The sequence below is a fragment of the Streptomyces lichenis genome (genome assembly GCF_023218175.1).
Classification (GTDB): domain Bacteria; phylum Actinomycetota; class Actinomycetes; order Streptomycetales; family Streptomycetaceae; genus Streptomyces; species Streptomyces lichenis.
Map to the genome: position 1 here is coordinate 106,357 of NZ_JALPTH010000007.1, position 26,031 is coordinate 132,387.

At 74.9% G+C, this 26,031-nt stretch carries 22 protein-coding genes; 5 read left to right on the top strand and 17 right to left on the bottom strand.

Annotated features, from left to right (window positions below):
- Positions 1-23: 23 nt before the first annotated feature.
- The 6 genes from M1O15_RS09590 to M1O15_RS09615 form a co-directional block, all read right to left on the bottom strand.
- Positions 24-1,577: an SDR family oxidoreductase gene (locus M1O15_RS09590; RefSeq protein WP_248633097.1), complete on the bottom strand. Its 1,554-nt coding sequence runs from the start codon at positions 1,575-1,577 to the stop codon at positions 24-26.
- Positions 1,578-1,770: 193 nt separating this feature from the next.
- On the bottom strand, positions 1,771-2,658 hold the full coding sequence (locus M1O15_RS09595; protein WP_248632875.1) for an SDR family oxidoreductase: 888 nt from the start codon (positions 2,656-2,658) through the stop codon (positions 1,771-1,773).
- 91 nt (positions 2,659-2,749) lie between these two features.
- Complete coding sequence (locus M1O15_RS09600; RefSeq protein WP_248632876.1) at positions 2,750-3,328, bottom strand: Dps family protein; 579 nt, start codon at positions 3,326-3,328, stop codon at positions 2,750-2,752.
- A 112-nt stretch (positions 3,329-3,440) separates the two neighbouring features.
- The gene (locus M1O15_RS09605) at positions 3,441-4,001 is read right to left on the bottom strand and encodes a hypothetical protein (protein ID WP_248632877.1); all 561 of its coding nucleotides are present in this window, start codon (positions 3,999-4,001) and stop codon (positions 3,441-3,443) included.
- Positions 4,002-4,156: 155 nt separating this feature from the next.
- Positions 4,157-5,494, bottom strand: coding sequence for an ion channel protein (locus M1O15_RS09610; RefSeq protein ID WP_248632878.1), 1,338 nt, complete (start codon positions 5,492-5,494; stop codon positions 4,157-4,159).
- Positions 5,495-5,655: 161 nt separating this feature from the next.
- The gene (locus M1O15_RS09615) at positions 5,656-6,249 is read right to left on the bottom strand and encodes a TetR/AcrR family transcriptional regulator (protein WP_248632879.1); all 594 of its coding nucleotides are present in this window, start codon (positions 6,247-6,249) and stop codon (positions 5,656-5,658) included.
- Between the two features lie 99 nt (positions 6,250-6,348).
- On the opposite strand from M1O15_RS09615, the gene M1O15_RS09620 reads away from it, so the two are divergent.
- The gene (locus M1O15_RS09620) at positions 6,349-7,137 is read left to right on the top strand and encodes an SDR family NAD(P)-dependent oxidoreductase (RefSeq protein ID WP_248632880.1); all 789 of its coding nucleotides are present in this window, start codon (positions 6,349-6,351) and stop codon (positions 7,135-7,137) included.
- Between the two features lie 22 nt (positions 7,138-7,159).
- Here the strand turns inward: M1O15_RS09620 and M1O15_RS09625 are convergent, their stop codons facing one another.
- Positions 7,160-7,984: an ATP-grasp domain-containing protein gene (locus tag M1O15_RS09625; RefSeq protein WP_248632881.1), complete on the bottom strand. Its 825-nt coding sequence runs from the start codon at positions 7,982-7,984 to the stop codon at positions 7,160-7,162.
- A 121-nt stretch (positions 7,985-8,105) separates the two neighbouring features.
- Between M1O15_RS09625 and M1O15_RS09630 the strand changes: the two genes are divergently transcribed.
- Positions 8,106-8,603 (top strand): FBP domain-containing protein, encoded by a 498-nt coding sequence (locus M1O15_RS09630; RefSeq protein WP_248632882.1) that lies wholly within the window; start codon positions 8,106-8,108, stop codon positions 8,601-8,603.
- A 108-nt stretch (positions 8,604-8,711) separates the two neighbouring features.
- Positions 8,712-9,176, top strand: coding sequence for an SRPBCC family protein (locus M1O15_RS09635; RefSeq protein ID WP_248632883.1), 465 nt, complete (start codon positions 8,712-8,714; stop codon positions 9,174-9,176).
- Between the two features lie 93 nt (positions 9,177-9,269).
- Here M1O15_RS09635 and M1O15_RS09640 read toward each other — a convergent pair whose 3' ends face one another.
- Entirely contained in the window at positions 9,270-11,537 is a 2,268-nt protein-coding gene (locus tag M1O15_RS09640) for an MMPL family transporter (protein WP_248632884.1), read from the bottom strand.
- Positions 11,538-11,766: 229 nt separating this feature from the next.
- Positions 11,767-13,185 (bottom strand): aminotransferase-like domain-containing protein, encoded by a 1,419-nt coding sequence (locus tag M1O15_RS09645; RefSeq protein ID WP_248632885.1) that lies wholly within the window; start codon positions 13,183-13,185, stop codon positions 11,767-11,769.
- On the opposite strand from M1O15_RS09645, the gene M1O15_RS09650 reads away from it, so the two are divergent.
- Complete coding sequence (locus M1O15_RS09650) at positions 13,184-14,248, top strand: DMT family transporter (RefSeq protein ID WP_248632886.1); 1,065 nt, start codon at positions 13,184-13,186, stop codon at positions 14,246-14,248. The two genes, M1O15_RS09645 and M1O15_RS09650, sit on opposite strands and share 2 nt — an antisense overlap.
- Here M1O15_RS09650 and M1O15_RS09655 read toward each other — a convergent pair.
- The 8 genes from M1O15_RS09655 to M1O15_RS09685 all read right to left on the bottom strand — a co-directional run bounded on the left by M1O15_RS09655 (position 14,167) and on the right by M1O15_RS09685 (position 24,432).
- Complete coding sequence (locus tag M1O15_RS09655) at positions 14,167-16,500, bottom strand: arylsulfatase (protein ID WP_248632887.1); 2,334 nt, start codon at positions 16,498-16,500, stop codon at positions 14,167-14,169. The genes M1O15_RS09650 and M1O15_RS09655 overlap by 82 nt on opposite strands.
- Positions 16,497-17,327, bottom strand: a complete 831-nt coding sequence (locus tag M1O15_RS09660) for a formylglycine-generating enzyme family protein (protein WP_248633098.1) — start codon at positions 17,325-17,327, stop codon at positions 16,497-16,499. The genes M1O15_RS09655 and M1O15_RS09660 overlap by 4 nt, the downstream gene beginning before the upstream one ends.
- 119 nt (positions 17,328-17,446) lie before the next feature.
- On the bottom strand, positions 17,447-19,333 hold the full coding sequence (locus M1O15_RS09665) for an ABC transporter ATP-binding protein (RefSeq protein ID WP_248632888.1): 1,887 nt from the start codon (positions 19,331-19,333) through the stop codon (positions 17,447-17,449).
- Positions 19,330-20,181, bottom strand: a complete 852-nt coding sequence (locus tag M1O15_RS09670) for an ABC transporter permease (protein ID WP_248632889.1) — start codon at positions 20,179-20,181, stop codon at positions 19,330-19,332. Before M1O15_RS09670 ends, M1O15_RS09665 begins: the two co-directional genes overlap by 4 nt.
- Positions 20,182-20,187: 6 nt before the next feature.
- Complete coding sequence (locus M1O15_RS09675; protein WP_248632890.1) at positions 20,188-21,132, bottom strand: ABC transporter permease; 945 nt, start codon at positions 21,130-21,132, stop codon at positions 20,188-20,190.
- Between the two features lie 11 nt (positions 21,133-21,143).
- The gene (locus M1O15_RS09680; protein WP_248632891.1) at positions 21,144-22,733 is read right to left on the bottom strand and encodes an ABC transporter substrate-binding protein; all 1,590 of its coding nucleotides are present in this window, start codon (positions 22,731-22,733) and stop codon (positions 21,144-21,146) included.
- 321 nt (positions 22,734-23,054) lie between these two features.
- Positions 23,055-23,129 (bottom strand): putative leader peptide, encoded by a 75-nt coding sequence (locus M1O15_RS31835; RefSeq protein WP_361272012.1) that lies wholly within the window; start codon positions 23,127-23,129, stop codon positions 23,055-23,057.
- Positions 23,130-23,187: 58 nt separating this feature from the next.
- Positions 23,188-24,432, bottom strand: coding sequence for an ROK family transcriptional regulator (locus M1O15_RS09685; protein WP_248632892.1), 1,245 nt, complete (start codon positions 24,430-24,432; stop codon positions 23,188-23,190).
- 527 nt (positions 24,433-24,959) lie between these two features.
- Between M1O15_RS09685 and M1O15_RS09690 the strand changes: the two genes are divergently transcribed.
- Positions 24,960-25,931 (top strand): TauD/TfdA dioxygenase family protein, encoded by a 972-nt coding sequence (locus M1O15_RS09690; RefSeq protein WP_248632893.1) that lies wholly within the window; start codon positions 24,960-24,962, stop codon positions 25,929-25,931.
- Positions 25,932-26,031: the final 100 nt, after the last annotated feature.

A 26,031-nucleotide genomic window follows, 5' to 3' on the forward strand; every position in this document is an offset into this window, starting at 1 on the left:
GGTGAGGCGGCCCGGTGGAAGGGTCAGCCGGGGGTGCTCCTCTCGTACCGAGGCTCCCGCGGCTCCCGCGGCCCGCCGGCTCCGGGCGCGGGCGGGTCGCCGGGCCGGGCGGCCATGCCCTTCGCGGCGGCCTGGGTGATGTTGCGGGCCATCCCGCCGAACACCACCGCGTGGAACGGCGAGACCGACCACCAGTAGGCGTGCCCGAACAGCCCGCGCGGATGGAACAGCGCCCGCTGCCGGTAGCGCACCGGCCCGCCGTCGTCCTGCTCGGCGTGCATCTCCAGCCAGGCCAGCCCCGGCAGCCGCATCTCGGCCCGCAGCCGCAGCAGCCGGCCCGGCTCGATCTCCTCCACCCGCCAGAAGTCCAGCGAGTCGCCCACCCGCAGCCGCTCGGCGTCCCGGCGGCCCCGGCGCAGCCCCACCCCGCCGACGAACCGGTCCAGCCAGCCCCGTACCGCCCAGGCCAGCGGGAAGGAGTACCAGCCGTTGTCGCCGCCGATGCCCTCGATCACCCGCCACAGCGCATCCCGGGTGGCCGGCACCTCCAGCTCCCGCTCGTCCTCGTAGAGGCTGCCGCCCGCCCAGTCCGGGTCGGTGGGCAGCGGATCGCTCGGCGCGCCGGGCAGCGCGGCCGAGGACCAGCGGGTGGCGACCTCCGCGTCCCGCACCTTGCGCAGGGCGAGCCGCACCGCCTCGGCGTAGGGCAGCGGCTGCCCGGGCCCGTCCGGGATGTAGCGGGTGATGTCGTGCTCCCGGCAGATCACCTCATGGCGCAGCGACTCGGTGAGCGGGCGGGCGATGGAGGCCGGGACGGGTGTCACCAGCCCCACCCAGTGGCTGGACAGCGTGGGCGTGAGCACCGGCACCGGCAGGATCAGCCGCTTGCGCAGCCCGGCCACCCGGGCGTAGCCCAGCATCATGTCCTGGTAGGTCAGCACATCGGGGCCGCCGACGTCGAAGGTCCGGTTCACGTCCTCGGGCATCGCGGCCGAGCCCACCAGGTAGCGCAGCACATCGCGGACCCCGATCGGCTGGATCCGGGTGTGCACCCAGCTCGGGGTCACCATCACCGGCAGCCGCTCGGTCAGATAGCGCAGCATCTCGAAGGAGGCCGAGCCCGAACCGATGATCACCGCCGCCCGGAGCACGGTGGCGGGCACCGGGCCGTTGACGAAGATCCGGCCCACCTCGGCGCGCGAGCGCAGATGCGGCGACAGCTCCCGCTCGGGCACCGCCGAGGGGGTGAGCCCGCCGAGGTAGACGATTCGTTTCACCCCGGCCGCGTGCGCCTGCTGGGCGAAGATCCGGGCCGCCCGGCGGTCCGTCTCCTCGAAGCCGCTGCCGGTGCCCAGGGCGTGCACCAGGTAGTACGCCACCTCCACGCCCCGCATCGCCTCGGCCACCGAGGCCTCGTCGGTGGCGTCGCCCCGGACCGTCTCGACGTCCCCCGCCCAGGGCTGGTCCCGGAGCTTGCTCGGGGTGCGGGCCAGGCAGCGCACCCGGTGGCCCGCCTTCAGCAGCTCGGGCACCAGCCGGCCGCCGATGTACCCGGTCGCCCCGGTCACCAGGCACAGCGGCCCCTCCCCGGCCCGTTCCCTCCGGTCGTCCGGCTTCCGCCCGTCCGCGTTCCGCTCGCTCACCAGGGCCTCCCATCGCTGCGGCGCGTACGCCGTCCGTCCATGCCGCGTCCCGACCGGGTTCCACCGTCCGGGGGCCGCAATCCGCCGGCCACCCGGACGGCCCGTGCCCCTCTCGCCCCGTGCCCGGTCACCGCGGGGCCGCGTCGCTCACCGCGGCGGCCCGGCCGCCCGCGCCCAGCAGCCCGGTCGCCCGGAACGGCTCCGCGGCGGCCAGCCGGGGCAGCTCCCGCCGGCACACCGCGGTCACCACCGGCGGCATCGCCGCCCGCACCAGCTGGGTCGCCCGCAGCCAGGACGGCAGATAGACCGCCGGCCGGCGCCGCTCCACCGCCCGGACCATCCGCTCCGCCACCACCCCGACCGGATAGACCTTCCGCGCCGGCCGCGGCATATGGCCGCGCAGCTCCCGCAGCACCGCGTACCGGTCGGCGTCCCGGATCATGTCGGTGTCCGTCCAGTTGATGTACGCGATGCCCACGCCGACGCCCTCGTGGGCGTACTCGGCCCGCAGCGCGTGCGCGAAGGACTCCACCCCGGCCTTGGAGGCGCAGTAGGCGCTCATCATCGGCGAGGCGCCGATCGCGGCCAGCGAGGCGATCTGGAGGAAGTAGCCGCGCCTGGCCAGCAGCGCGGGCAGGAAGGACCGCGCGGTGATCGCGCTGCCCACCAGGTTGACCTCGACCACCCGGCGCCACACCGCCGGGTCCGAGGTGCCGAACGGACCGCCCTCGGCGATCCCGGCGTTGGCCACCACCACCGACGGCGGTCCCATCGACTCACCCACCTCGGCCGCCACCCGCGCCATCCCGGCGTCGTCGGTGATGTCCACCTCCCAGCAGCGGGCCTCGCCGGGCAGGACGTCCCGCACCCGGGCGAGCGTCGCCTCCTCGCGGCCGAGCAGCGCGAGGCGGGCGCCGCGCTCGGAGAGCGTCCGGGCCATCGCCGCGCCCAGGCCGCGGGCGGCGCCGGTCACCACCGCGGTACGGCCGTACAGGGGACTGGGCTCGGTCGCCATGTCGGGCTCCTCTCGGGGAAGGCGTCAGCACCGGCGTGCGGTACGGGCACGGCCGGTGCTGACGCCCGGGGACAGCCGGGGGCGGGACGGCTCAGGGCTGCTTCCTGGCCTGGTCGGCGGCGGCGCTCGCGGCGGCCTTCTCCGAGGAGGCGCCGGCCGTGCTCAACCGCCCGCCGCTGGACTCCAGATGGGCCCGGACGAACCACTGGAACAGCTCCAGGCTGCGCAGCTGCTCGATCAGCATGTCCTGGGTGACCGGGTCCAGCTCCTCGGTGGCCTGCATCGCGGCCCGGTGGTCCTCGATCAGCGAGGTGTACACCAGGTCCAGCGCGCCGAGGTGCTCGATCGCCTCCGCCCGCCCGATGGAGTAGTCGTTCCAGGCGCGGTCGGCCACCAGCGACCCCGGGGTGCCCTTGGGCTCCCCGCCCAGGGTGGAGATCCGCTCGGCCAGGTCGTCGGTCATCGCCCGGACCTGGTCCACCTGCGGGTCGATCATCTCGTGCACCGCGATGAAGTGCGGCCCGACCACGTTCCAGTGGATGTGCTTCAGCGTCAGATGCAGGTCGTTGAGCGAGTGCAGACGCATCTGCAGCAGGCCGATGATCTCGGCGCCCGTCTCGGTGGACAGACCGGGGATGGTGTACGAGAGGGAGGGTTTCTGCGATGCCACGTGGTGCTCCTAGCGTGAGGCTGCGCGGGTTTCAGGTAATCACCGGGTCGGTCCGCCCGCCCCTCGGGCGACACCCGTACGGGCCGGGGGGCCCGGATCGCCCCGCGCGGGATCAGCGGGTGCCGTGGGCCATCCGGCGGCGCAGCAGCAGCACGCCCCCGGCGGCGCCGGCCGCGGCGAGTGAGCCGCCGGCCACCATCTCGACCGTGGTGGGGCCCTGGCTGCCGCCGAGGCCGCCGGTGGTGCCGCCGCTGGGCGTACGGGGATCGACGGTCACCGTGCCGCGGAAGCGGCTGCCGTTCCCGCAGTCGCCGTCCACGCTGTACGGGGTGCGCTGCCCGGTGCCGCTCCCGGTGACGAAGGTGGACCGCGGGGCGATCCGGGCGGTGCCGGTGTAGCGGGTGCCGCCGGGGGCGGCGCCCGAGGAGCTGGTGAGGGTGGTCCGCCCGCCCTCGAAGGCCCGCGAGGAGGCCGTGATGCCGCGGCTGCCGCCCGAGTTCCGGGTGAACGGGCAGGTCACATTGACGGTGACGGTGGCCCCGGGGGCGACGCTGGACGGGGAGACGGTCACCGTCGCGGTCTGCGTGGTGCTGCCGCCCGCCCACGCCAGGGGCGCGGCGGCCAGGCACAGCGCGCCGGCGAGGGCGCCGGCCGGCAGGGATATGGAACGCATGGGGTCCTTCTCTCGCGTCGGGGTGCGGCCGCCCGCTTCGGCGGCACCGGAGACCGGCGAGCACGGCTCGGCCCGTGGCACTCCGTCAGCGTGAAGCTATGCGCGCCCCGCGCCCCCCACCAGCCGGGACGGTCTGAACGGACCACCCGCGGCCCTCAGCCGGCTCCGGCCGGCGCCCTCCCGGGGACGACCTGCATCAGGGGCCGGCCGGTGACCAGCAGCCAGGCGGGCAGCGCCGCCACGCACAGCAGCGGCAGCAGGGCGATGTCGGAGCCGACCACGGCGGCCATGAACAGGCTCAGCCAGCCCTGCCGGGTGGTGGCCAGCAGCACCCCGAGCACCGCGGCGGGGACCGCCAGCGCCAACGGCACCGACCCCGCCACCGCGTGCGCCAGCATGCCCAGCGCCACCCCGATGAACACCGCCGGGAAGATCCGGCCGCCCTGGAACCCGCAGGACGCCGCCACCACCAGGGCCACCAGCTTCACCGCCACGATCAGCGCCAGCCCGGCGGCCGTGTACGCCGCCGGGTCGCCGGTCAGCTCCCGCATCTGCTCCGAGCCCTTGAACAGGGTGATCCGCCCGCCCAGCACCCCGAGCAGTCCCAGCACCAGCCCCCCGCAGGCCGGCACCGCCACCGGGTGCCGCAGCCGGTGGAAGAGCCGGTGGCTGTACGGGAGGAGGGCGACCGCCACCAGTCCCACCAGCGCGCACACCGAGGCGACGGCCATCGCGGTGAGCCCGTCCACCGGGCGGAGGTCCGGCCGCGGCCCCAGGTCCAGCGCGAAGGTGGGCGCGGCGGCCAGCACCGTGGTCAGGGCGCCCGCCCCGGCCGCCACCAGCGGGGCGAACAGCCGGTCCCACAGCGGGCGCGGATCGGGTGGGCCGGCGACCTCCGAGAGCAGCAGCGCGGCGGCGACCGGGGTGCCGAACATGGCCCCCACCGTCCCGGCCGCGGCGAGCGCGGCCCAGGCCGTGCCGGGCACCTTGGGCAGCGCCCGCATCCCCAGCGCCACCGCCAGGGCCACGTTCACGCTGGTGATCGGGTTCTCCGGGCCGAGGCTCACCCCGCTCGCGAGCCCGATCACCGCGGCGACGAGCACCCCGGGGAGCACGGAGGGCGGCAGCGGCGGGTCCACCAGGCCCCGGGTGGCCGGATCGGGGCCGGTGCCGCCCGGGAAGCGCCACACCGCCAGCCCCACCGCCAGCCCGGCGGCGGTGAGCACCGCCACCGTCCAGCCGCCGGAGGTGCCGGAGAGGCCGAGGGCGCGGGGGACGGTGGACCAGAGCACCCCCTCCAGCCGGTCGGCGACCCAGGTGACCGCCAGCAGCACCAGGCTGCCGGCGGCCCCGATGAGCAGCGCCGGCAGCACCAGCGGCAGCAGCAGCCGGGCCGGTCGCGGCAGCCATCCGTGCCAGGGGCCGGGCGGCGGCCCCCCGGGGCCCTCGGGCCTCGGGGGGACTCCGTCGTCGGGGGGAGGGGGCGGCGTCATGGCGGCTCCGGCGGTGGGGGAGGGGTGGCCGCCGGGGAGCCGGGGCCGTCCGGGTACGGCCGTCAAAGACCGCACGGCCCACCGATCATCCCTGACCGGAGGCCGCCGTTCCGGAACCCCGCGCGCCGGTGTCGCGGCCGTCGGCACACCCCCCGTCCGGCTCAGGACGCGGGGGCGATCCCGGCGAGCAGCACCTCCAGGGCCAGGTCCAGCGCCTCGTCCAGCGGGGTGTCGTCCAGCAGGCCGCCCAGGGAGAGGGTGGCCAGCCCGTGCAGGGTGGAGAAGGCCACCTGGGCGAGGCGGGCCGGGTCGCCGGGGCGGGCGGTGCCCGCCGCCTGGGCCTCGGCGATCAGCCCGGCGGCGACCCCCAGACCCGCGTGCCCCAGCTCGCGCAGCTCCGCGCTGGAGTCCTCGGCGTGCTTGGCCGTGAACATCAGCGCCAGCAGCGGGGGATGGGTCACCGCGAACTCCACATAGGCCCGGCCCAGCGCGGTCAGCCGGGCGGACGGCGGGCCGGGTGCCGCGGCCGCGCCGCGCAGAGCGGCGTTGAGCCGGGTGAAGCCGCTGACCGCCAGGGCGTCCAGCAGGGCCTGGCGGTCGCGGAAGTGGCGGGCCGGAGCGGCATGGCTGACCCCCAGGTCGCGGGCGAGGGCGCGCAGCGAGAGCCCGTCGGCCCCGGACTGGGCCAGCACGCTCTCCGCGCGCTCCAGCAGGGCGGTCCGGAGATGGCCGTGGTGGTATGGGCTGTCGGTCACGGTGTCCGTACTCCTAAGTGATGTTGGCATTGACTACAAAGGTGGCAGTGTCTACATTCGAGGGTGCCAGTCCGTGTACGGAGAGGAAAGCAGGCGGCCATGACGATGACCTACCGGGGCACCACGGCCCTGATCACCGGGGCCAGCTCCGGCCTCGGCACCGAGTTCGCCCGCCAGTGGGCCCAGCGCGGCGCCGACCTGGTGCTGGTGGCCCGGCGCAAGGACCGGCTGGAGGAGCTCGCGGAGAAGCTGGAGCAGCGGTACGGGGTCAGCGCCCGGGTGATCGCCAAGGACCTCGGCAAGCCCGGCGCGGCGGCGGCACTCCGCGCCGAACTGGACGGCCTGGGCACCACCGTGCAGACGCTGGTCAACAACGCCGGCTTCGGCAGCCACGGCCCGCTCGCCGAGGCGGACCCGGCGCGGGTCAGCGAGATGGTCCAGCTCAACGTCATGGCCGTCACCGAGCTCACCCGGGCGTTCCTGCCCGACCTGGTCGCCGACGGCCGGGGCGCCCTGGTCAACATCGCCAGCGCCGCCGCCTACCAGCCCACCCCCGCCATGGCGGTCTACGGCGCCACCAAGGCGTTCGTCCTCAACTTCACCGAGGCCGTCGGCTACGAGGTGCGCGGCTCGGCCCTCACGGTGCTGGCCGTCTCGCCGGGTCCGGTGCGCACCGAGTTCTTCGACGTCGTCGGCACCCGGGACGCGGCCGTCGGCTCCATGGCCACCGCCGAGCAGGTGGTCACCGCCGCCCGGCGCGCACTGGAGCGCCGCACCACCCCGCCCAGCATCGTCATCGGCCTGGGCAACCGGATCTCCTCCATTGCCTCCACCCTCTCCCCGCGCCGCGTCACCCTCGCCATCTCGGGCCGCGTCCTCAAGGCCTGACCCGCCGCCGGTACCCCGCCCGCTACCGGCCGAGGTACCGGTGCAGCGACCCTTTCAGCGCCGCGGTGAACCGCTCCCGCACCGCCGGGTCCACCCGGTCCAGCGAGAGATAGGGGTTGAGGTCCTCCAGCTCCACCAGCAGCAGCCGGCCGTCCCGGGTGCGGCAGGCGTCCACCCGCTGCACCCCGTGCTCCAGGGTGTTCCACGCGACGAACCGGCGGGCGAACTCCACATCGGCCGCCGACGCCCGGTACGGCTCCAGCTCCCAGCGGCGCTCCGGGTCCGGCGCGTACACCGCGTACTGGAAGGCGTCGTCCACGAACACGAACGACACCTCGTAGCGGAAGTCGATCCTCGGCTGGACCAGCACCCCGTCCCACGCCACCTCGCCGAGCCGCTCGGCGGGCCGGAACTCCAGACCGATCGAGTCCGCCCCGGCCACCGGCTTCACCGCGTACCACGCGCTGTCCGGCAGCGCACCGAGGTCCTCGGGCCCGGCCGCGGTGGGGATCACCGGCAGCCCGGCCGCGGTCAGCTCGGTCAGATACCCCTTGCCCGCCATGTCCCCGCGCCCGGTCAGCGGGTTGTACACCGGTACGCCCAGCTCCACCGCGCGGGACCGGTAGGCGTCGTACGCGTCGCGGTGGTGCAGCACCGGGCCGCTGTTGCGGACCACCACCGCGTCGAAACCGTCCAGCAGCGCGGCCGCGTCGCCCGGCGGGCAGAGCGCCACCGCGAACTCGTCGCGCAGGGCGGCGGTGAGCGCCATGTCCTCGTCGCCGTACCGCCGGCCGCGGGCCGGGTAGAGGAGATCGGAGACATACAGCAGACGGGGGCGGGCGGACACCGGGACTCCTCGCGGTCGGGGCGTCCAACCTACCCCCACCTGCGAAAACGACGGCAGTGGGGACCGATCCGCCCCGGAAAACCGGGCGACGCGGGACCGGGCCACCGGTTACCGTGCGGTCATGAACCCGCTCGACGAGAAGGCGATCCGCGCCTCCTTCGTGAACTGCTCCAAGGGCGAGGCCGGCCGCCTCCACCTCCCGCGCGACCTGGCCGAACGGCCCTGGCCGGACCTGGACTTCCTCGGCTGGCGCGACCCCGGCGCCCCCGACCGGGCCTATCTCGTCGCCGAGCGCGCCGGACGCCCCACCGGGGTGGTGCTGCGCGCCCCGCAGCACCGCAACCGCAGCTTCACCAAGACCACCCTGTGCAACCTCTGCCTGACCGGCCACCCCAGCTCCGGCGCGGCCCTGCTGGCCGCGCCCAAGGCGGGCCCGGCCGGCCGGCAGGGCAACACCGTCGGCGCCTATATGTGCGCCGATCTGGCCTGCTCGCTCTATGTGCGCGGCAAGCGCGACCCGGGCCGCTCCCGCTACGAGGAGAGCCTCACCGAGGAGCAGCGGATAGCCCGGCTGCTGGCCAACCTGGAGTCCTTCCTCACCCAGGTGACCGCGGGCTGACGCCCGGGGGCCGCCGTGCGGCGGGTGAGCGCGGCGCGTGCGGGGGTACCCGGGGCGCGGCCCGGCCCCCTCGGGGGCACCGACGCGCGAGCGACGAGGAGGCAGAGCGTGAGCACCGTCAAGGAGACGATCGAGGTGGACGTCCCTGTCCACACGGCCTACAACCAGTGGACGATGTTCGAGGAGTTCCCCCGGTTCATGGAGGGCGTCGACGAGATCCGCCAGATCGACGACCGCCACAACCACTGGAAGACCAGCATCGGCGGGGTGCACCGCGAGTTCGACACCGAGATCGTGGACCAGCTGCCCGACGAGCGGGTCGCCTGGCGCACCGTCGCCGGCGACACCCGGCAGAAGGGCGTGGTCACCTTCCGGAAGGTGGACGAGCGCCACACCCGGGTGGAGCTGGTGATGGACGTCGAGCCGAGCGGCATGGCCGAGAAGGCCGCCGACGCCGTCGGCATCCTCGACCGGCGGGTCAAGGGCGACATGCGGCGGTTCAAGGACTACATCGAGACCCAGAGCGGCGAGTCCGGCGGCTGGCGTGGCCGCATCCGCCCCGGCGCCAGCTGAGCCGCACGGCCGACCCGGCCCCCGGCCGGCTGGACCGCCCCGGCCTGGAGCTCTTCGAGTTCCAGGCCCGGGCTTCGTAACCGACCCACCGTCTCACTCCGCCCGAGAGGCTGGCGTCCGGCCGTGACCGCCCTCGGCGCCGCCGCCCTCCGCGTCCACGCGGGGCAGCAGCCGCTCCAGCCAGTGCGGCGTCCACCAGGCCGCCCTGCCCAGCAGGGTCATCGCGGCCGGCACCAGCAGCAGCCGCACCACCGTGGCGTCGATCAGCACGCTCGCCGCCAGCCCCAGGCCCAGCATCTTGACCACGATCTGGTCGCTCAGCACGAAGGCCGCGAAGACGCTGACCATGATGAGCGCCGCACAGGCGATCACCCGCGCGGTGATCTCCAGCGCGTGCGCCACGCTCGCCTTGGGGTCGCCGGTGCGCAGCCAGGCCTCGTGCACCCGCGACAGCAGGAAGATCTCGTAGTCCATGCTCAGCCCGAAGACGATGGCGAACATCATCATCGGCACATAGCTCTCGATCGGCACCTCGCCCGAGACACCGAGCGCCGGACCGCCCCAGCCCCACTGGAAGACCGCCACCACCACCCCGTACGAGGCGGCGATCGACAGCACGTTGAGCACCGCCGCTTTCACCGCCACCAGCACCCCGTGGAACACCACCAGGATCACCAGGAACGCCAGCCCCACCACCACCGCGATGATCAGCAGCAGCCGGCTGGAGACGATGTCCAGGAAGTCCACCTGGGCGGCGGTCGTCCCGGTCACATAGGTGCGTGCCCCGGTCCCGGCCACCGCCTCCGGCAGCACATCGTCCACCAACCGGTTCACCAGGTCGGTGGTCCCCTGGTCCTGCGGGGCGCTCGCGGAGTACGCGGTCGCCAGCAGCACCTCCCCGTCCTGGGTCGGCGTCAGCGGGGTGACCTTCACCGCCCCCGGGACCTTCGCCAGCGCCCCGTTCACCGAGGAGGCCAGCGCCGAGCGGTCCGCCTGCGGGACCGCCGACTGGTCCACCACCAGGGTCAGCGGCCCGTTGGAACCGGGGCCGAACGCCTCGGTCATCAGATCGTAGGCGCGCCGGTCGGTGAACGACTCCGGATCGGCCCCGTCCCCGATGTGCCCCAGCCGGATGAACAGCAGCGGGACCGCGAGCACCGCCAGCAGCACCACCCCGGGCACCAGGAACCACCACGGCCGCCGCTCCACCCGCAGCGCGTACCGGTGCCACATCCCGTGCGCCTCCGCGCCCGGCTCGGCGGCCGTCTCGGCCACCGGGCGGCGCACCCTCAGCCGGTCGATGTGCCGCCCGATCAGCCCCAGCAGCGCCGGCACCAGGGTCACCGCGCCCAGCACGGCCGTCACCACGGTGACCGCGGCCGCCAGACCCAGTTTGCCGATGAAGGAGATGCCCGAGGCCCACAGCCCGGACAGCGCGATGATCACCGTGCAGCCGGAGACCAGCACCGCCTTGCCGCTGGTCGCCGTCGCCCGCCCGGCCGCCACCGCCGGCTCCACCCCGTCCAACAGCAGCTGGCGGTGGCGGGTGACCAGGAAGAGCGCGTAGTCGATGCCCACCCCCAGGCCGATCATCGTGGCGAGGGTGGGGGAGACGGTGGCGAAGGTGGCGGCCGCCGCCAGCAGCCCCAGCAGCGCCAGCCCGCAGACCACCGCGATCAGCGCGGTGACCAGCGGCAGCACCGCCGCGACCACACTGCCGAAACCGATCAGCAGCACCACGATCGCCACCGCGAAGCCGATCGCCTCGCTGGTGCGGTCGCCGGTGTGGGGCCGGTCCAGCTCACCGAGCGGACCGCCGTACTCCACCTGCACCCCGGCCGCCCGCAGCGGCTCCACCGCCTGGTCCACCCCGTCCAGATAGGACTCACCGAGGGTGGAGGGCTGCACGTCGAACCGCACGGTGATGTAGCCGGTGCGGCCGTCGGAGGAGAGCGGGCCGGTGTTCGGCCCGGAGCCGGCCGGCGGCGGGGTCGTACCGGGCGGCGGCAGCGGACTCTGCGCGCTGAGCACATGCGGCAGCTTCCCCAGGTCGCTCACGGCGGTGTTCAGCTGCCCGCCGACTGAATTGAGCGGCGCCTTGCCGTCTCTGAGCACGATCTGTGCGCCATAACCCCCGGCCGCCGGATCGTGCGACCGCAGGACCGCGAGACCGTCGTCCGACTGCGAGCCGGGCAGCGTGAAGTCGTCCGAGTAGTCGCCCCCGTAGGCCCGATCCAGCACCTGCACCCCGACCAGCGCGGCCAGCCAGAGCACGATCACCAGGACGCTGTGCCGGGCGCACCACTCGCCGGTGCGTCGCAGCGCGGTCCGGCGGGGAGCGGGCGGCGGGGTCGCGGTCATGGAGCCTCCGGGCAACCACGGGCACGAGTGCCGTCGGCCCCGAGCCGCACCGAACCGGCCCCGGGCAGGACGGCACCGGACTTCCGCCATTGAAGGCCGGACCCGGATGTACGGCACCCCGGACGGCGAGAACGGGTGACCTGCCCGCCCGAGGCGACCACGTACCTCCGGCGGCGAGTGACCCCGCCCGAGCGTGCCCCCGGTCCCGGCCCCGGCAGCCCCGCCGCCGCTAGGCCGTCCGCTGCAGCGCCAGGGCCTGGCCGATGAGCCGGGCGCCCTCCGGGAAGGCGCCCGGGTCGGGACCGGCGTAGTTGAGGCGGAGGTGGACCCCGGCGGGCTCGGCCGGAAACCAGGCGTCTCCCGAGGCGACGGCCACCCCGGCGGCCTCGCAGTCCCGGACCAGCCGCTCCGGGTCGGTGCCGTCCGGCAGCCGGGCCCACAGGTTGAGCCCGCCCCGGGGCACCGCCTCCAGCCGCGCCTCCGGTACGTGCTCGGCGAGTGCCCCGGCCAGCAGGTTGCGGCGGGCGGCCAGTCGGCGGCCCAGGCCCCGCAGATGGGTGCGCCAGCCGGGCTGGGTGACCACGTCCAGCGCCACCGCCTGCAGCAGACCGCTGACGTACATCGACTCCGCCTGCGCACCGGCCAGGATCCTCGCGCGGGCCGGGCCGCGGGCCACCACCCCGGCGATCCGGACCGCCGGGGAGACGCTCTTGGTGAGCGACCGCAGATAGACGACATGGCCGCCCTCGTCCCGCGCGGCCAGCGGCACCGAGGCCGCCTCGATCCCGAAGTCATGCGCCCAGTCGTCCTCCACCAGGAACGCCCCGTGCGCGCGTACGGTGTCCAGCACCCGGTCGGCCCGCTCGGGCGCCCAGTGGGCGCCGGTGGGGTTGGCGAAGCTCGGCTGCGCGTAGAACACCCGCGCCCCGCTCTGCCGGAAGGCCCGCTCCAGCGCCTCCGGGTCCGGTCCGTCCGCGCCGCTGGGCACCGGCACCAGCCGCACCCCCGCCTGCGCGGCGGCCAGCAGCGCGCCCCAGTACGTGGGCGACTCCACCAGCACGGCCCGGCCCGCTCCCACCAGGGTGCGGAAGATCGTGCCCAGCGCGCTCTGACTGCCCGGCAGCACCAGCACATCGCTCGGGGCCGGAGGCTGCGCGCCCAGCGGGGTCACCGCGCCGAGCTCGGTCGCGAACCACGCCTGGAGCTCCGGCAGTCCCGCCACCGGCGGCCGGGCCACCGCGGCCTCCGCGCGGGCCGCCCGGGCGAAGGCGGCCCGCACCAGCCGCTCGGGCAGCAACTCCCGGTCCGGGTAGCCCGAGTGGAGGGCGATCACCTCGTTCGGCACGGTCCGCAGCGCCGCGGACACCGCCGGGCCCCGCTCCCGGGGCGAGCCGAGCGCCGCCGTCTGCCAGCCGTAGTCATGCGGCCGGGGCGCCGACCGGGCCGCGCGGACGAAGGTCCCCACCCCCGGGCGGCTCTCCACCAGGCCCTGCGCCGCCAGGGTCCGCAGCGCCTTCTGCACGGTGACCGGACTCGCCGCGTACTCGGCCACCAGCGCCCGGGTGGCCGGCAGCCGGGCCCCGGGCGCGGCCCGCGCGATCCACTCCCGCAACCCTCCGACGATCCGACCACTGCTATCGTTGTCCATGACGATACATAGTAGCGCTACTCACTCCGTCGCCCCGGTGCTACCGGAGGCGTCCGCCCCGGTGGCCGCCCGCTCCGGGATCGGCTGGGGACTGCTGGGGGTCACGGCCTTCTCCTTCACCGTCCCCTGCACCCGGATCGCCGTGGAGGGCGGCGCGATGTCGCCCCTCTTCGTCGGCGCCGGCCGCGCCGTGGTCGCCGCGCTGCTCGCCGCCGTCGCCCTGGCCGCCACCCGGCAGCGGCTGCCGCGCGGGACCCAGTGGGCCCGGCTCGCGGTGGTGGCCGCCGGGGTGGTCGCCGGTTTCCCGCTGCTGACCTCCTACGCGCTCACCACCGCCTCGGCCGGGCACGCCGCCGTGGTGATCGCCCTGCTGCCGGCCGTGACCGCGGTCCTGGCGGTGCTGCGCACCCGGGAGCGGCCACCGAGGGCCTTCTGGTTCACCGCGGCCGCCGGAGCCGTCGCCGCCGTCGGCTTCGCCTCGTTCCAGGGCGGCGGGGCGAGCGGCCCGGCCTGGTCGGACCTGCTGCTGCTCGGCGCGGTGCTGGCGGCCGGCGTCGGCTACGCCGAGGGCGGGCTGCTCGCCCGGGAACTGGGCGCCTGGCAGACCATCTCCTGGGCCCTGGTGCTCTCCGCGCCGCCGATGGCCGCGCTCACCGCCGTGGCGGCCGCCCGGCACACCCCGACCGGGACACCGGCCGAGTGGGCGGCCTTCGGCTACCTCGGCGTGGTCAGCATGTTCCTCGGCTTCTTCGCCTGGTACCGCGGACTGGCGATCGGCCCGATGGCGCGGGTCAGCCAGATCCAGCTGGTGCAGCCGGTGCTCGGCATCGGCTGGGCCGCCCTGCTGCTGCGTGAGCCGATCACCTGGGCCACCGTGCTCGGCGGCCTCGCCGTGGTCGGCTGCGCCGGCACCGCGGTGCGCAGCCGGTCCCGGACCGGTCCTAAGGCGGTAGCGGAGCCCCGCCCCGGGACGCGGCCGCGCTACTCGAAGGCCGCCGCAGCCTCCCGTAGCGCCGCCGCCACCACCTCCGGCGCGTCGGGACCCGGCTCACCCGGCCGGTAGGTGACCGAGGCCAGCTCCCCGGAGTAGCGGAAGACCCCGTGCCGCAGGTGCACCGGCCAGGACACCGGCGACTTGCGGTCCAGGCCCACGCTGATCCCCTGGAACGGGGCCATCCCGATCAGCTGGTGCACACTCCCCGGCAGCGCGGGCCGCTCCTCGCCGTCCACCCGTACCGCGAACCGCCAGCGCAGCCCCGGCTCGGCGGCCGCCGACAGCTCCACCGTCCGGGCCCCGGCCGGCAGCGGCCCGGCGTCCGCCTCGTGCAGGGCGCCGTACTCGTTGTAGGCCAGGCGCAGCCGGCCCTCCTCCACGTACAGGCTGTAGCCGCCGCCCTGGTCGCCGTGCGAGACCAGCACCCCCTGATCGCCGGCCCCGTGCCGGGCCAGCTCCACGGTGACGGTGAACGAGCGGAAGGCGGTCAGCCGCGAGGAGCGGTAGCGCTCCAGCTCCGGGGTGCCCGGCAGCAGGGTCACCGGCCGTTCCAGCCGGTCCTCGCCGGGGCCCCGGCGCACCATCGCGCCGCCCGGACCGGGCAGCGGGAAGACGCCGTTGCGCCAGGCCGCCTCCTCCCAGGCCGCCGCCAGCTCCTTGACCACCTCCGGCCGCGCCGCCGCCAGGTCGCGCACCTCGGTGGGGTCGGTGCGGATGTCGTACAGCGCCCACTCGGAGTCGTCGTACGGCGCACCGGGCCGGTGCACGGTGACGATCTTGTGCCCGTCTCGGTAGTAGCTGCGGTTCCCGGTCATCTCGCAGTACTGCTCGGGATGGGTGCTCGCCGCCGCCGGGTCGCGCAGCACCGATACGAAGGCGGTGCCGTCCTCCTCCTGCACGGCCCGCCCGTGGAGCTCGGCCGGCCGCGCCACCCCGGCCAGCTCAAGGAGGGTGGGCGCCAGGTCGGTCACGTACTGGTAGGCGTGCCGCAGTCCGCCGTCGCCCTCCGTCCGGGGCAGCCCGCGCGGCCAGGACAGCAGGAACGGCACCCGCACCCCGCCCGCGTAGGTGTGCCGCTTGTACAGCCGGAAGGGCGTGTTGGAGGCCATCGCCCAGCCGCGCGGATAGTGGACCATGCTGCGCGGCCCGCCGATCAGCTCCGGGTCGCGCTCCACATCCGGCCGCCAGTCCTCCGGCAGCCGCGGATGGTGGGCGAACCGGCTGAAGTAGCTGCGGGTGCCCTCCGCCCCGCCCTCGCCGCTGCCGCCGTTGTCCGAGGTGAACACCACGATGGTGTTGTCCAGTTCGCCGTACGCCTCGATCACCGCCAGCAGCCGGCCCAGGTTCTCGTCGATGTTGGCCACCATCGCCGCGTACACCTCCATATAGCGGGCGGCCAGCTCCCGCTGCTCCGGGGGCAGTTGCTCGAAGGCGTCCACCTCCTCCCCGGCCTCCCGGTTGCGCGGCGGCAGCGCGGTGCCCTCGGGGAACAGCCCGTCGGCCAGCTGCCGGGCGAACCGGCGCCGCCGCACCTCGTCCCAGCCGTCCGCGTACCGCCCGCGCTGCCGGTCGATGTCCGCCGGCTTCGCCTGGAGCGGGGCGTGCACCGCGTTGTGCGCCAGATAGAGGAAGAACGGCTTGTCCGCGTCGTGCGCCCGCAGCCCCTTGACCATGCCGATCGCCTGGTCGGTGATGTCGTCCGTGTAGTAGTAGCCCTCCGGGAAGGCGTCGATGTCCAGCGGGCTGTTGTCCCGCACCAGTTGGTGCGGGTGGAAGAGGTTGGTCAGCCCCTCCAGCACCCCGTAGTACTGGTCGAAGCCCTTCTGCAGCGGCCAGTTGCGGCGGTCGTCGGCCGCGTTGGACGAGGAGTCCCGGGCCAGGTGCCACTTGCCGACCGCGTAGGTGGCGTACCCGGCGCCGTGCAGGGTCTCGGCCAGGGTGGGGATGTCCTCGGCGATCTCCATCCCGTAGCCGGGGAAGCCGGGATCGGCGTTGGCGACCATGGCGTAACCCACCCGGTGCGGGTTGAGCCCGGTCAGCAGGGCGGCCCGGGCCGGTGAACAGAGCGGCATGGTGTGGTAGTTGGTCAGCCGCACCCCGCTCTCGGCGACCGAGTCCAGCACCGGGGTGGCGATCTCCGCGCCGAACGGCCCGATGTCGCTGTAGCCCATGTCGTCCACCAGCACGACGACGATGTTGGGCGCGCCGTCGGCGGCCCGCCGCTCGGCCGGCCAGGCCGGACGGGAGTCGGCGAAGGTCCGCCCGACGCTCCCCTGGAAGCCGTCGTAGGGGTCGCGGCGGGCGGCGGGTGTCTGGGTCATCCGGGTTCGCTTTCCTGGAAGGTGCGGGGCAGGTCGCGGGCGCAGCGGAAGCCGCCGTGACCGGTGGAGGAGTCGGGGGTGTTGTGCGACCGGGCGGCGACCCGGTAGCGGTTGCAGTACGAGGAGTGGCAGAGGTACGAGCCTCCGCGGATGACCCGCTCGCCCGACCCCGGCTGCCAGGGGTCGGCGCACCACTCCCAGACGTTGCCGCAGGTGTTGAGCAGCCCGAAGCCGTTCGGCCGGTACGCGGTGACCGGCACCGTCCCGGTCCGGCCGCCGGGCCGCTCCGAGCGCACCGGGAAGTCACCGGTGAAGGTGTTGCACATCTCCCGTCCGCCGGGCGCGAGTTCGTCACCCCAGGGGTAGCGCGCGCCCTCACGACCGCCCCGGGCCGCGTACTCCCACTCGGCCTCGGTGGGCAGCCGCAGCCCCGCCCAGGCGCAGTACGCCTCCGCGTCCCGGTGCGAGACATGGGTGACCGGGTGGTCCGCGCGGTCCCCGACGTCCGAGCCGGGCCCCTCGGGGCGGTGCCAGGCCGCCCCGGTGACCGCCAACCACCAGGGCGCCCCGGCCACCCGGCCGAGCACCCGGAACCGCGCCCCGGGGTGCAGCAGGAGCTGGAAGACATAGGAGCTGCCGAACCGCTCGGCGTCGGTGACATAGCCGGTGGCGGAGGCGAACGCGGCGAACTGCCCGTTGCTGACGGCGGTGGTGTCGATGGCGAACGGCGCCACCACCACCTCCCGCACCGGCCCCTCGCGGTCCTCGGGCACGCCCTCCCCGAAGGGGTCGCCCATTAGGAAGGCCCCGCCGGGCAGTTCGGCCATCCGGTGGCCCGGCGCCCCGGTGGGCCGGGCGACCGGGGAGGGGACGACGGCGGTACCCGTCCCCGTACGCCCCGGGGCGCAGCACGATCGCCCGGAGGCCCGCGGCAGTCCGTTCCCCGTCACACGCCCACCCCGCTCGCCAAGGTCTCCCGCGCCGGCGGCGCTCCCGTCGGCACCGGCGAGGGTACGGCGGCCAGCAGCGCCCGGGTATAGGCGTGTCGGGGCCGCTCGCACACCTCGTCGGCGGGGCCGCTCTCCACGATCCGCCCCTGGTGCATGACCGCGATCCGGTGGCTGACCTGGCGTACCACCGCCAGATCGTGCGCGATGAAGACCAGCGCCAGGCCCAGCTCCCGCTGGAGGTCGGTGAGCAGCGTGGTGATCTGGGCCTGCACCGACACATCCAGGGCGGACACCGGCTCGTCGCAGATCAGCACCGACGGCTCGGGCGCCAGCGCCCGGGCGATGCCGATCCGCTGCCGCTGGCCCCCGGAGAAGGAGCGGGGCAGCCGGCCGGCCGCCGCCGGGTCGAGCCCGACCTGCCGCAGCAGCCCGGCGACCCGCCGCTCCCGGGCCGTACGGTCGCCCAGACCGAAGGCGAGCAGCGGCTCGGCCACGATCTCGCCCACCGTCATCCGGGGGTTGAGCGAGGCGTAGGGATCCTGGAACACCATCTGCACCTGCCGCCGCACCCCGTTCAGGGCCGCGCGGGAGGGCCGGGTGACATCCTCGCCGCGCAGCCGCAGGGTGCCGGAGTCCGCCGGGTGGGCGTGCGCCAGCACCCGGGCCAGGGTGGACTTCCCCGAGCCCGACTCGCCCACCAGGCCCAGGGTCTCCCCGGCCGCCAGGGTCAGCGACACCCCGTCCAGCGCGGGCCGCGCCGGGCCGCGACGCCGGGACCGGTAGCCCTTCACCAGGTCCACCGCCTCCAGCACCACCGGCCCGGGCGTCGGCCGGTCCAGCGGAACGGGCGGCGCCGGATCGTACAGCGGCCCTTCCAGCGCGGTCGCCGGGGCGCAAGCCGTACGCACCCCGTGCCCGGCCGGCAGCAGCACCGGCACGCTCTCCCGGCAGACCTCCAGCGCCCGGGAGCAGCGGTCGGCGAAGGCGCAGCCGTCACCGAGCAGCGCCAGGTCCGGCGGGGCGCCGGGGATACCGGTCAGCCGGGTGCCGGACGGCGAGGACAGCCGCGGCACCGCGGCCAGCAGCCCGGCGGTGTAGGGATGGGAGGGCCGGGTGAGCACCCGGGCGGTCGGGCCGTCCTCCACCACCGATCCGCCGTACATCACCAGCACCCGCTCGCAGGAGCGGGCCACCACCCCCATGTTGTGGGTGATCACCACCACCGCGGTGCCGGTCTCCCGGCCGACGTCGGCGAGGAGGGTGAGGATCCGGTCCTGCACGGTGGCGTCCAGCGCGGTGGTCGGCTCGTCGGCGAGCAGCAGGTCCGGCCCGCCCGCCAGCGCCATCGCGATCAGCACCCGCTGGCGCTGCCCGCCGGAGAACTGGTGCGGATGGTCGGCCAGCCGGCGCCGCGGGTCCGGGACGCCGACCAGGTCGAGCAGTTTCGCGGCCCGCTCGGTACGGGCCCGCCGGCCGCCGGCGCCGTGCGCCCGCAGCACCTCGTCCAACTGGCGGCCCACCGTGAGCACCGGGTTGAGCGCGGTCATCGGGTCCTGGAACACCATCCCGATCCGGCCGCCGCGCACCGCGCGCAGCGCCGCCGGACCGGCGGTGACCAGGTCCTCGCCGTCCAGCAGCACCTGACCGGAGGCGATCCGCCCGGTGCCGGGCAGCATCCCCAGCACCGCCAGCGCGGTGGTGGACTTCCCCGAGCCGGACTCGCCGACCACGGCCAGTGTCTCGCCCCGGCGCAGGGTGAACGACACCTCCCGTACGGCCCGCAGCGCCCCGCCGCCGGGCGCGGCGAACTCCACGGACAGGTCGCGGACCTCCAGCAGCGGCGGCCCGGTGGGCTGCCCGTCGGTCGTCTGCGTCGTCGTCATCGGCGTATCTCCCGGTTGAGGGCGTCGGCGAGCAGGGACAGCCCGGCCACCAGCGCGGTGATGACCACCAGCGGTCCGGCCGCCACATGCGGGGACTGGGCCAGATACGGCATCGCCTGGGCCAGCACGTTGCCGAGGGTCGGCTCCGGGGGCCGCACGCCCACCCCGAGGAAGCTCATCGCCCCTTCCAGGAACACCGCGACCGTCAGCGACACCGCGAACTGCACGATCAGCGGCTCGGCGGCGTTGGGCAGGATGTGGCGGACCAGCAGCCGGGTGCGGGAGGTCCCGCCGACGCGGGCGGCGGTCACATACTCCCGGCCGCGCTGCACCAAAATCCCGGCCCGCAACTGCCGTCCGAACACCGGGATCTCGGCCAGCGCGATCACCAGCACCACCGGCAGCCACCCCGGCCCGGCCACCGCGATCACCAGCAGCGCCAGGATCAGCCCCGGGAAGGCGAGCACCAGGTCGAAGACCCGCTGCACCACCGTGTCGGCGGCCGGATGGGCGGCCGCGGCCAGCGCCGCGAGGCAGCCGAGCACCGCGCCGAGCGGCACCGCAAGACCGATCAGGCCCAGATCGGTGCGGATGCCGTACAGCAGCCGGCTGAGCAGGTCGCGTCCCAGCTCGTCGGTGCCCAGCGGATGGCCGGGCGCCCCGGGGCCCAGCAGCCCCTGCCCGCTCTGCGCGGTCGGATCATGGCCGGTCAGCAGCGGCGCCAGCAGCCCGGCGGCCGCCACCAGCCCGACCAGGGCCAGTCCGATCCGGCCGCGCCAGGTGGCGAGAAGGGCGAGATACGGCGGCCGGGGCCGGGCCGCCCGCTTCTCCGGGGTGTACGTGGTCATCTCGGGTCACTCCCACCGGATGCGCGGGTCGAGCCAGGCGTAGGCGAGGTCGGTGAGCAGCTGCACCACCACGAACACCGCCACCAGAAGCAGCAGCAGGTCCTGCACCACCGGGTAGTCGCGGCGGTTCAGCGCCTGCTCGGCGAGCTGCCCCAGGCCCGGCCAGGCGAAGATCGCCTCCACCAGCACCGCCCCGCCGAGCAGATGCCCGGTCTGGATGCCGACCAGGGTCACCACCGGGGGCAGCGCGTTGGGCAGGGCGTGCCGCCACAGCAGCCGGCGCGGCGCGATCCCGGCGGCGGTGGCGGTAAGGACGTAGTCCTCCGCGAGGGCCTGCCGCAGCCCCTCCTGGAGGTACCGCCCCAGCACCGCGGCGCTGGGCAGCGCCAGGCAGAGCGCCGGCAGCAGGAGGTACTGCACCCCCAGGTCCGGGGCGGTCAGCAGCGGCACCCGACCGCCGGGCGGCAGCACCCCGAGGGTCACCGAGAACAGCAGCACCAGCAGCACCCCGGTGACGAACGGCGGTACGGCGAGCGCCCCGGCCGTCACCGCGCGGACCGCCGCCCGGGTCCAGCCGCGCCGCGCGGTGGCGCCCAGGATCCCCAGCACACCGCCGAGCAGCAGCGCGAACAGCAGGGCGCCCAGGGTCAGTTCCACGGTGGCGCCGAGCCCGTCGCCGATCAGGTCGGCGACCTCGCCGCCGATCACATAGGACGGGCCGAGGTCACCGGTGACCAGGGCGCCGATCCAGGCGGCGTACTGCACGGGCAGCGGCTCGTCCAGACCGAGGCGGTCCCGGATGGCGGCGACGGTCGCCTCACTCGCGTCCGGCCCGGCCAGGGTGGTGGCCGGATCGCCGGGCACCAGCCGCAGCACGGCGAAGACGAGGAAGGAGGCGAGCAGCAGCACCAGCGCCGCCGACGGCAGCCTTCTCAGCAGATGGCTCCGCATCCGAGCCCCCGTCACACCAGATAGGCGTCGTCGAGGCGGGCCTGCGAGAACTTGTTGAGGCTCACCCCGCGCAGCCGCTCGGAGGCCACCTGCACCTGGCCGCGCACCACCAGGTCGATGATGAACGCCTCGTCCAGCAGGATCTCGGTGATCCGGGCGTAGCGGGCGCGCCCGGCCGGGCCGTCGTCGGGCGTGGTCCAGGCCTCCTTCACGATCCGGGTGTACGTCCCGGAGCGGAAGCGGCTGGTGTTCTTGGCCTCGTTGAACGGATACGCGCTGACCGCCAGGGTCGAGGGGTGCACCTGGGCGAAGCCGTGGCTCAGCGTCCACAGCGCCGGCATGGACTGCGAGATCAGCTTCTTCTGCGCGGTCGCCGGGTCGGTGGGCTCCAGGGTGACGTCGATGCCGACCTGCGCCAGGTCGTACTGCACGGCCTCGGCGATGGAGGTGTCCCCGGGGGTGGCCGAGTGCAGCAGCGGCAGCTTCAGCGAGCGGTGGCCCGCCGAGCGCAGCAGCTCCCGGGCCTTCGCCGGATCGTGGCGGTAGTGGGTGCGCCTGGCCTCGGTGAACGCCGGGGACGACCGCGGCCAGGGAGCGGCCGAGGCCAGCCCGTAGCCGCCGAGCGACTGGGCGAGCAGCCGGTCCCGGTCCACCGCCCAGGCGATGGCCTGCCGCACGGCCTTGTCGTCCAGCGGCTTCACCGTGGTGTTGACGCCCACGTAGTAGGCGCCCGCGCCGGTGGAGTAGTCGGTGATCTTCAGGCTGGGGGTGCTCTTGACCAGCGCCATGCTCTTGCCCGGCACATCGAAGGAGAGCTGGGACTGGCCGGTGCGCAGCGAGGAGACCAGCGCGTCCGCCTGCCCGGCCACCCGCAGCTCCACCGCGTCCAGATAGGGCCGCCCCGCGCGCCAGTAGCGGTCGTTGCGCACCAGGTCCAGGCCGGTGCCGGGGCTCCACTTGACGAACCGGAACGGCCCGGTGCCGTTGAGCTTCCGCCCGGCGACCGCGTCCGCCACGGTGTGCCGATCGGTGATGATCATGAACTCGAAGAGGTCGAAGAGGTTGGCCACCGGATGGGTGAGCCTGAGCGTCAGCTCATGGTCGCCGTGCTTCTCGAAGCCGGTGACCGCCGAGGCGGTCGCCCGCAACTGGGCGGCCCGCACCGGGTTCTGGAGGTTCTGCACGGCGAAGATCACATCGTCCGCGGTGAACGGCCGCCCGTCGTGGAAGGCCACACCCTCGCGCAGCTTCAGCGTGATGCTGCGCCCGTCCTTCGGATACGTCCAGGAGACGGCCAGCTCGGGCTGCGGGCGGAGCCGGTCGTCGTAGCGGGTCAGCGTGTTGAAGAGCAGGCCCTGCTGGAGGGACTGGGCGCTCTGGGCGAACAGCAGCGCCGGGGTGAAGTCGTTGCCGATCGCGATCCGCAGGGTGCCGCCGCGCCGGGGCTTGGCGTCACCGGCGGGGACCGGGTCGCCCTCCGAGGAGACCGCCGAACGGCAGCCGGCCAGGCCGAGTCCCAGCAGCGCGGTACCGGCGCCCGCCGCCCGCAGGGTGGCTCTGCGGGTGACGGCGGAGAAGGGGGACGGGTGGGACGCGGTCATCTGAGCCTGCCTGTGGGAAGGGGGCGCGCGGGCGCGCGGCGGGGGCGGAGGTACGGGACGGGCAGCCGTCGGCCGAGCGGAACGGCTTCCGATGGATTTATCTCGCTGCGGGAAAAAGAAGCCCGAGGGTGGGCGAGGGCGCACGCGGGAGTCTCCCGGGACACCGTCGCCCGGAAAGGCGTCGCCCGGGAAACGGGGGAGGGGCGTGGAAGATCAGGCGATGACCGCGCGCCGCCCCGCCGAGCAGGCGGCGGCGTACCGGGTCATCGGGATGTGATCACAGGGAACGGGGCCGCGGCCGAGGGCGCGCGGCCGGCGGCGTCAACAGCCGCGGACCGCACAGACCGCGCTGGCCTGCCGACAGAGGTCGACGTGCCTGCGAGAGGTGAGGCGCATGTCCGGATTCACGTCGAGCAGAATGTCAGCGCTCCGGCGGAACGGTCAACGCTCTGTCTCAGAACTGACGCACTGTCAGTGTCCGGCGGCCGGTCGGAAGCAGCCCTGCCAGACCGCTGAAAGGCGCGCTGAACAGGGGGTTCACCAGGACGGTACCGCCTGCCACCGGAAGCACCGCCGGTCCGGCATATGGACTGACGATGCGTTCCGGGTCCTGGCAGACATGGGACACGTCGACCGCGGCGCCCCGGATCTCCTCCAGATAGGACGGCTCCAGCAGACTCGACTGCTCGGTCACCAGCAGCACTTCGGGGTTGAGCACGTCCAGCAGCAGCGCCACCGCGCGGCCCACCGCCCTGGCCCGCTCCCGCAGCAGCCGGTCCGCCCGCCCGTCCCCGGCCGCCGCCGCGTCCACCAGCAGGCTGGTGGACGGCTCCGGAACGATGCCGCGCCGCACCGCCGTCCGCGCCAGCGCGGTGTCCGAGGCGGCCGCCTGGAGGCAGCCGAGCCGCCCGCACTCGCAGGGAACCGTGGAGTCCGGCACAGGCAGATGGGCCACATCCCCGGCGGCGGACCCCGGACCCTGGTGGACGACCCCGGCGATGCCCAGGGCCGCGTCCACCACGTTCCCCACGAAGAGATGGACCAGGCTGCGCCGGGCCGCCGGAGCGCCGAACAGGATCTCCGACTGGGCCACCGCCCGCGCGTGGTTGTCCAGCCGTACGGGCAGACCGGTGCGCCGGGACAACTCGGCGGCCAATGGCCGGCCGTGCCAGCCCAGCGCCTCGTGCCGCACCACCGTGCCGTCGTCCGGCCGCACCCATCCGCCGACCGCGCAGCCCACCCCCAGCAGCGGCCGGCCCCGGCCCGCCTCGGCGAGGAAACGGCCCAGCCCGTCGGCCACCCGGGCGGGCAGTTCGTCCGGGCCGACCCCGTCGTGCCGCAGCGACCGCCGATGGACCACCCGGCCCCGCAGGTCCATCAGGCCGAAGGTGGACAGGGGCACCCCGATGTGCACCCCGGCCGCCAGCGGCCCGCCCGACTCACCGGTGTTCAGGTCCAGCGGGGTCTGCGGCCGCCCCACCCCACCGGCGGCCGCCGTCGCCGGCAGCTCCCGCACCAGTCCCAGGGCGATCAGGTCGGCGCACTGCCGGGAGACGGCGGCCGGACTGAGCCCCGACGCCGCCGCCACGGCACCCCGGGACACCGGGCCCCGGTCCAGTACCGCCCGCAGCACCGCGGCGGCGTTGGCGTCCCGCCGCCCGTCGCCCGTCATCCGTGAACCGACCGGCTCCCACACCATCCCTCTGACCCCTCTTCCGGGCGCCCTCCAGGGGTGCCGACTCCGGACGGACGGCCGGCCCGTCCCCGTACGGCCGCGTTGCCCGCGGCAACCGCCGTGTTGCGGCGCCGTGAAATGCGCGAAGCGGCGGGCGCGCAGCCGTCACCCGGGCCGCCGGTCATCCCTGGATCTCCACCATCGCCGCGAAACCGCAGGTCAGCGCGGCGACAGAGGAGCTCCGGGGGAGGCCGGGGCCGGACGCGTCCGGCCCCGATTCAAGCAGGCCCTGCGGCCTCGCGGGTGCCCGGTACGGCCTTGACGCTCCCCGGCCGCACTGCCACGCTCCTGGCCATGGCCCGCGGCACCGGCCCTCCGCCGCCGCCCTTTCTTCCGCTCCGGAAGTAATGCGTTCCCACCCCTGGCGCCCGGCCGGACACCCGAAGCGGCCACCAGGCTCCTCGCAGCCACCCACCGGCACCCGGCACTCAACGCACCTACCGCACCTACCGCACTCACCGCACCCGTCACACTCACCGAAAGGCCCCACCATGGCTTCTCCGGTCACCACCGACGCCCCCGCCACCGCCCCGGCGCCCGCCGCGCCGCTGCCCGAGGTCCGCAAGCTCGGCGGGCGGATCGGGGCCGTCCTCACCGGCGTACGGCTCGGCGGCGACCTGGCCCCCGAGACCGTGGCCGCCGTCCGCGCCGCGATCCTGGAGCACAAGGTCGTCTTCTTCCGCGACCAGGGCCATCTGGACGAGGACAGCCACGAGGCCTTCGCCCAAGTGCTCGGCACCCCCGTCGCCCACCCGACCGTGCCCTCCGCCGACGGGCGCTACGCCCTGGGCATCGACTCCGACCACGGCGCCCGCGCCAACCAGTGGCACACCGACGTCACCTTCGTCCCCGCCTACCCGGCCTTCTCCATCCTGCGGGCCGTCACCATCCCGCCGTACGGCGGCAACACCCTGTGGGCCAACACCGCCACCGCGTACACCGGGCTGCCCGAGCCGCTGCGCGTGCTCGCCGACAGCCTGCGGGCGGTGCACTCCAACGACTACGACTACGCGGCCCTGCGCCCCGACGCCCTGCCCGAGGCGCTGGCCCAGTACCGCGAGGTGTTCACCGCGGTGAAGTTCCGCACCGAGCACCCGGTGGTCCGGGTGCACCCCGAGACCGGCGAACGCAACCTGCTGCTCGGCAACTTCGTCCAGAAGATCGCCGGACTCACCGGCCAGGACTCCCGGGTCCTGTTCGACCTGTTCCAGTCGCACATCGAGCGGCCCGAGAACACCGTGCGCTGGCAGTGGCAGGTGGGCGACGTCGCCATCTGGGACAACCGCGCCACCCAGCACTACGGCACCGACGACTCCGACGACCATGTCCGCACCCTGCGCCGGGTCACCGTCGACGGTGATGTGCCGGTCGGCCCCGACGGCCGCGCCTCGGTGCTGCTGGAGCCCTCGGAGGTGCCCGAGCCCGCCTTCGGCCCCGCCTCCGGAGCCGGTGGCGCCGCCTGACTCCCGGCGCCCTCGGTGTCGGGTCGACGGTGCCCCGCTGACCCGACACCGAGAGCCTGGGGTTTCCCCCGTGTCTCCCGGGTTTCCCCCCGTGTTTCCC

What these genes read in the sequence shown, in the direction of transcription:
- M1O15_RS09680 (WP_248632891.1), bottom strand. Translation starts at nt 22,733, where the DNA reads ATGACCGCGTCCCACCCGTCCCCCTTCTCCGCCGTCACCCGCAGAGCC.
- M1O15_RS09660 (WP_248633098.1), bottom strand. Translation starts at nt 17,327, where the DNA reads ATGGCCGAACTGCCCGGCGGGGCCTTCCTAATGGGCGACCCCTTCGGG.
- M1O15_RS09685 (WP_248632892.1), bottom strand. Translation starts at nt 24,432, where the DNA reads ATGGTGTGGGAGCCGGTCGGTTCACGGATGACGGGCGACGGGCGGCGG.
- M1O15_RS09595 (WP_248632875.1), bottom strand. Translation starts at nt 2,658, where the DNA reads ATGGCGACCGAGCCCAGTCCCCTGTACGGCCGTACCGCGGTGGTGACC.
- M1O15_RS09620 (WP_248632880.1), top strand. Translation starts at nt 6,349, where the DNA reads ATGACGATGACCTACCGGGGCACCACGGCCCTGATCACCGGGGCCAGC.
- M1O15_RS09690 (WP_248632893.1), top strand. Translation starts at nt 24,960, where the DNA reads ATGGCTTCTCCGGTCACCACCGACGCCCCCGCCACCGCCCCGGCGCCC.
- M1O15_RS09630 (WP_248632882.1), top strand. Translation starts at nt 8,106, where the DNA reads ATGAACCCGCTCGACGAGAAGGCGATCCGCGCCTCCTTCGTGAACTGC.
- M1O15_RS09675 (WP_248632890.1), bottom strand. Translation starts at nt 21,132, where the DNA reads ATGCGGAGCCATCTGCTGAGAAGGCTGCCGTCGGCGGCGCTGGTGCTG.
- M1O15_RS09670 (WP_248632889.1), bottom strand. Translation starts at nt 20,181, where the DNA reads ATGACCACGTACACCCCGGAGAAGCGGGCGGCCCGGCCCCGGCCGCCG.
- M1O15_RS09650 (WP_248632886.1), top strand. Translation starts at nt 13,184, where the DNA reads ATGACGATACATAGTAGCGCTACTCACTCCGTCGCCCCGGTGCTACCG.
- M1O15_RS09645 (WP_248632885.1), bottom strand. Translation starts at nt 13,185, where the DNA reads ATGGACAACGATAGCAGTGGTCGGATCGTCGGAGGGTTGCGGGAGTGG.
- M1O15_RS09655 (WP_248632887.1), bottom strand. Translation starts at nt 16,500, where the DNA reads ATGACCCAGACACCCGCCGCCCGCCGCGACCCCTACGACGGCTTCCAG.
- M1O15_RS09640 (WP_248632884.1), bottom strand. Translation starts at nt 11,537, where the DNA reads ATGACCGCGACCCCGCCGCCCGCTCCCCGCCGGACCGCGCTGCGACGC.
- M1O15_RS09605 (WP_248632877.1), bottom strand. Translation starts at nt 4,001, where the DNA reads ATGCGTTCCATATCCCTGCCGGCCGGCGCCCTCGCCGGCGCGCTGTGC.
- M1O15_RS09610 (WP_248632878.1), bottom strand. Translation starts at nt 5,494, where the DNA reads ATGACGCCGCCCCCTCCCCCCGACGACGGAGTCCCCCCGAGGCCCGAG.
- M1O15_RS09665 (WP_248632888.1), bottom strand. Translation starts at nt 19,333, where the DNA reads ATGACGACGACGCAGACGACCGACGGGCAGCCCACCGGGCCGCCGCTG.